Source organism: Nitrososphaerales archaeon, assembly GCA_025058425.1.
Taxonomy (GTDB): Archaea; Thermoproteota; Nitrososphaeria; order Nitrososphaerales; family JANXEG01; genus JANXEG01.
The window spans coordinates 1-4034 of record JANXEG010000074.1 but is presented as its reverse complement, the minus strand read 5'-3'; the positions used below and the strand labels follow the sequence as shown (position 1 = coordinate 4034).

Sequence of the window (4034 nt, the reverse complement as noted above, 5' to 3'; positions counted from 1 at the left end):
CAAGAAATACTTTGTCTAAATCAAGGTATCTCTTTATGAATAGAGATGAGGCACTAACTTTAGTAAAAATGAACCTCAAGAAGGATAGTATGGTAAAGCACGTGTTGGCTGTAGAGGCCATTATGAGAGGGCTTGCAGAATACTTTGATGAAGATATAGATCTGTGGGGTTTGGTCGGTCTACTACACGATATAGATTACGAATCTGTTGAAGGTGATATGAAGAAGCACGGTTTAGTGGCAGAGAGTATACTTCACGGTAAGGTGAACGATTCGATCATTCGTGCCATCAAATCCCATAATTATGTGAATACATCCATTATGCCCGAATCGAGGATGGAAAGGGCATTAATCTCTGCAGATGCCATTTCAGGTTTGATCGTAGCATGTGCTCTGGTGATGCCTTCGAAAAGGTTGAGTGAAGTTAAGGTAGAGACGATCGTCAAGAAGTTTAAGGATAAAGATTTCGCAAGAGGTTCTGACCGTTCAAGAATTTTAATGTGTGAGTCATTGGGAATTAAGAAAGAGCAGTTCTTTGAAATCGCTTTAAAAGCTCTCCAGAGGATCGATGCTGAATTAGGGCTGTAATAAAGTAAGATGATCTCTAGATGCAAAAATAAAGTGTAAAAAGCGTAAATAGCTATTATGTATACTTAAGAGCGTTTTGATAGACCTTGTCTGTTGTGGGGCTATAAACTGGGATATAAATCTATTCGTACGAAGAATACCGAATGTTGGAGAGGAGGTTGAGGTTTTAAAGGTTACGAAGGTTCCCGGTGGTACTGGTGCCAATGTTTCAGTAGCTGCAGCGAGGATCCTTGGATCTGGGAGAGTTGCATTGATCGGTGCTTTAGGTGATGATGAAATAGGAAGGAAGCAGATTGAAATTTTAGAGGGTGAAGGTGTTAAAACTTCGAGTATAAAGATTGTTGAAGGAAAGGAGTCTGGCCAGGCTTATATATTGATCGATGAAGAAGGGAATAATGTGATCAATACCTTTTTAGGAGCGAATAGACTCCTCCTTCCTGAAGATTTAGACCGTAATGAAATAAACCTCTCTTTAAAAGAGGCCAAAGTCGTGGTGGTTATGGACCCACCATTGGAGACTGCGAAGCGTATTATAAATGAAGCACATAGGGCAAAAAGGATCGTAATATGGGATCCCGGACTTTATGTAGAAATGGGACTTAAAAAATTATCACCTATACTAAATGATGTAGACTATTTCATACTTAATGAGATCGAGCTCGAAAAATTGACTGGTACAACAGACCCTAGAATTGTGAAGAAGATGATTCAAAACAATTTGATCATAAAACAAGGATCCAAGGGATCTACCCTTGTAAAGGGTCATGAAGCTATCTCAATTAGCGCGGTACCATTGAATGAGTTTAAACTCAAGGTTGTGAATACTACTGGTTGCGGAGATGTATTCATCGGAGCGTTCGCATCATTCAAAGCGTTAAATTTTGATGATGAAGAGGCTATAAAAAGAGCGAATTGTGCGGCAGCCATCAAAGCGACCCGGTATGAAACGAGGGGTGGGCCTACATTCGATCAACTTGAAGACTTTTACGGAAGGGTTAAGGACTATTTAAGAGTGCGGTTCGAGAGTTGGTGATTTGCAATGAAGGTTATCTTAGATATGGACCCTGGTGTCGATGATGCTTTAGCCTTGATCCTCGCTTTAAGATCGAGAGAATTGGATGTATTGGCGGTAACGACCGTAGCTGGAAATACCCTCCTATCGAATGCAACCGTTAATGCATTAAAGGTTTTAGAGTTGATCGGATGTGAGGTGCCTGTAGCTATGGGAGAATCTAGATCGATGATGGGCTATGAGTTGGCCATGCCCTTTACATATATCCATGGCCATGATGGGCTAGGCGATCTTGACTTACCGATTCCCAATAAAAAGGCTGAATCGGTTCATGCAATAGATCTGATCATCGATAAAGTTAAGTCTTATAATCGTGGTGAGATCACCATCATTGCCACAGGCCCTTTAACAAATATAGCCAAATTTATAATCAAAGAACCTAAAGTTGCAGAGAGGGTTAATAAGATAGTATCGATGGGTGGCGCTTTCCATACTACTCCTTACGGCTTTGGTAACCAAACACCGGTCGCTGAGTTTAATGTATTTAGAGATCCGGAAGCTGCCAGTATCGTTTACAATTCGGGTTTAAAGGTGGTCGCTGTAGGGCTCGATGTAACTATGAACCCATCTACATTTATCAATAGGGATACTTATGAGAGGATATCGAAGAAAGATACAAAGATCTCGAAGTTTATCGCGAATGTCATAAAAAGATCGATAGATAGATATGGATTTTTTGCCCTTCATGACCCGCTCGCCGTTGCAGTTTCCATCGATCCGACATTGGTTAAAATAGAACCTTACCATGTGGATGTGGAGATGAAGGGAGAGTTTACAAGGGGTCAAACGATAATCGATAGAAGATGGTGGTTAAAGGATGAAAGAGAAAAGAAGAATTATGTGGATGTGTGTATCGATGTTGATGGTGATAGATTTCTTAAAATGTTTATGGAAAGGGTGATTGTGGATTAACTGTGAGAATATTTTAATCGTTTATGCTCTATCATCATACACTTATCCATTATAACTTTCAGACCAGCCTTCTTTGCGAGTTCGGCAGCTTCATTATTAACTATGCCCAATTGCATCCAGATAAAGTAAGGTTTACCATACTTTTGCCTTAATTGAATCGCTTGCTCAACGATCGGAAGGACATCTTCCGATGGTCTGAATATGTCAACGACCTCGATCATCTTTTGAATATCTTCTGGAATTTCGAGCAAACTTTTGTAGCACTTCTCACCCAAAACCTCATCGACAAAAGGATTTATGGGGATTATTCTATACCCATTCGCTTTTAGATATTCAGCCACTCTATAGCTATCTTTACTCGGATCTCTCGATAATCCGACTATCGCGATCGTCTTGAATTTAAGGGCTGACTTAATTTCATCATCGATCATCTTAATCCCTTCTTCCTAATTTCTCATAACATAAAAACTTTTTCCATATATCCATGAAATAATCTTTATCAAATGTAAACGGCCAAATAATCTAATCTGTCTTCACCCTTAGAGCTGGTAAATTTTTGATTCATATTTATAGGACATTTGAAAATATTCTCGATCCTCTTTTTCGCTTTAGGTCTATTTAAAATTGAAAATCAAGATAGATGTTAAGTGGACCGGGAGGGACTTGAACCCTCGACCACCCGAGTTCCTGGCTATTTACATGCAAGTCGGGTCTCAGAGTTTTAAGCAGTTCTACCCCTGAACTACCGGCCCCAAATTATTAAGGAGGAATTATCAATTTAAGTCTTCTTAAAGAATTCTCATTTAGGGTTCGAATACATCATATATGATCATATTATGCAATTTATCTTCTGATCAATACGTGGTTCAATTTTACATCGAAATATTTGGAATAATCATTGAGCGTTTAATTTGAAGAGCATTTATATTCAAAAAGTGAATCGATGTGTAAGTTTATCATCGATCGCTCTTCTAATCCTTTGAGATACCTGATCGATAGGCCCCTCTCCATCAATTTCAATCACCTTGCCCTTTTTCAAGTAGTAATCGATGAGCGGCTCTGTCTCTTTTATATAGACTCTCAACCTATTCCTAATTACATCGGGCTTATCATCATCTCTTTGAATCAGATCACTACCACATACATCGCAGAGCTCATCTTTTTTAGGCGGTTTATCGATCAAGTTGTATATTGTATTACACTTTGGACAGACCCTTCGAGAGGACAGTCGCCTTACTATTTCACTTTCAGATACGCGAATGTTAATGACAAGGTCCAAAGGCTTATTCATCTCTTTTAATAAATTTTCAAGAAACTTTACCTGCTCGATCGTGCGTGGATATCCATCGAGTATGAAACCTTTATTACAATCGTCCTGCTTTAGTCTTTCACTCACGATTCTATTGACGATCTCATCTGGAACGTATTGACCTTTTTCAATATAAATACTGGCCTTTAAACCC

5 protein-coding genes and 1 tRNA gene are annotated in these 4034 nt (G+C 39.1%); 3 read left to right on the top strand and 3 right to left on the bottom strand.

What is annotated here, in order from left to right; all coding sequences use genetic code 11:
• The 3 genes from NZ896_06580 to NZ896_06570 form a co-directional block, all read left to right on the top strand.
• Positions 1-587, top strand: a 587-nt coding sequence (locus NZ896_06580) for an HD domain-containing protein (protein ID MCS7117111.1), incomplete at its 5' end; no start/stop codon positions are given.
• A 76-nt stretch (positions 588-663) separates the two neighbouring features.
• Positions 664-1620, top strand: coding sequence for a ribokinase (locus NZ896_06575; GenBank protein ID MCS7117110.1), 957 nt, complete (start codon positions 664-666; stop codon positions 1618-1620).
• A gap of 6 nt (positions 1621-1626) precedes the next feature.
• Entirely contained in the window at positions 1627-2571 is a 945-nt protein-coding gene (locus NZ896_06570) for a nucleoside hydrolase (protein ID MCS7117109.1), read from the top strand.
• Here the strand turns inward: NZ896_06570 and NZ896_06565 are convergent.
• The 3 genes from NZ896_06565 to NZ896_06555 form a co-directional block, all read right to left on the bottom strand.
• Positions 2568-3002 carry a CoA-binding protein gene (locus NZ896_06565; GenBank protein MCS7117108.1) on the bottom strand — a complete coding sequence of 145 codons (435 nt, stop codon included), beginning with the start codon at positions 3000-3002 and terminating at the stop codon, positions 2568-2570. The genes NZ896_06570 and NZ896_06565 overlap by 4 nt on opposite strands.
• 217 nt (positions 3003-3219) lie before the next feature.
• Positions 3220-3323, bottom strand: a tRNA-Ala gene (locus NZ896_06560).
• 176 nt (positions 3324-3499) lie between these two features.
• A partial coding sequence (locus NZ896_06555) for a nucleoside monophosphate kinase (protein MCS7117107.1) occupies positions 3500-4034 on the bottom strand: 535 nt, incomplete at its 5' end.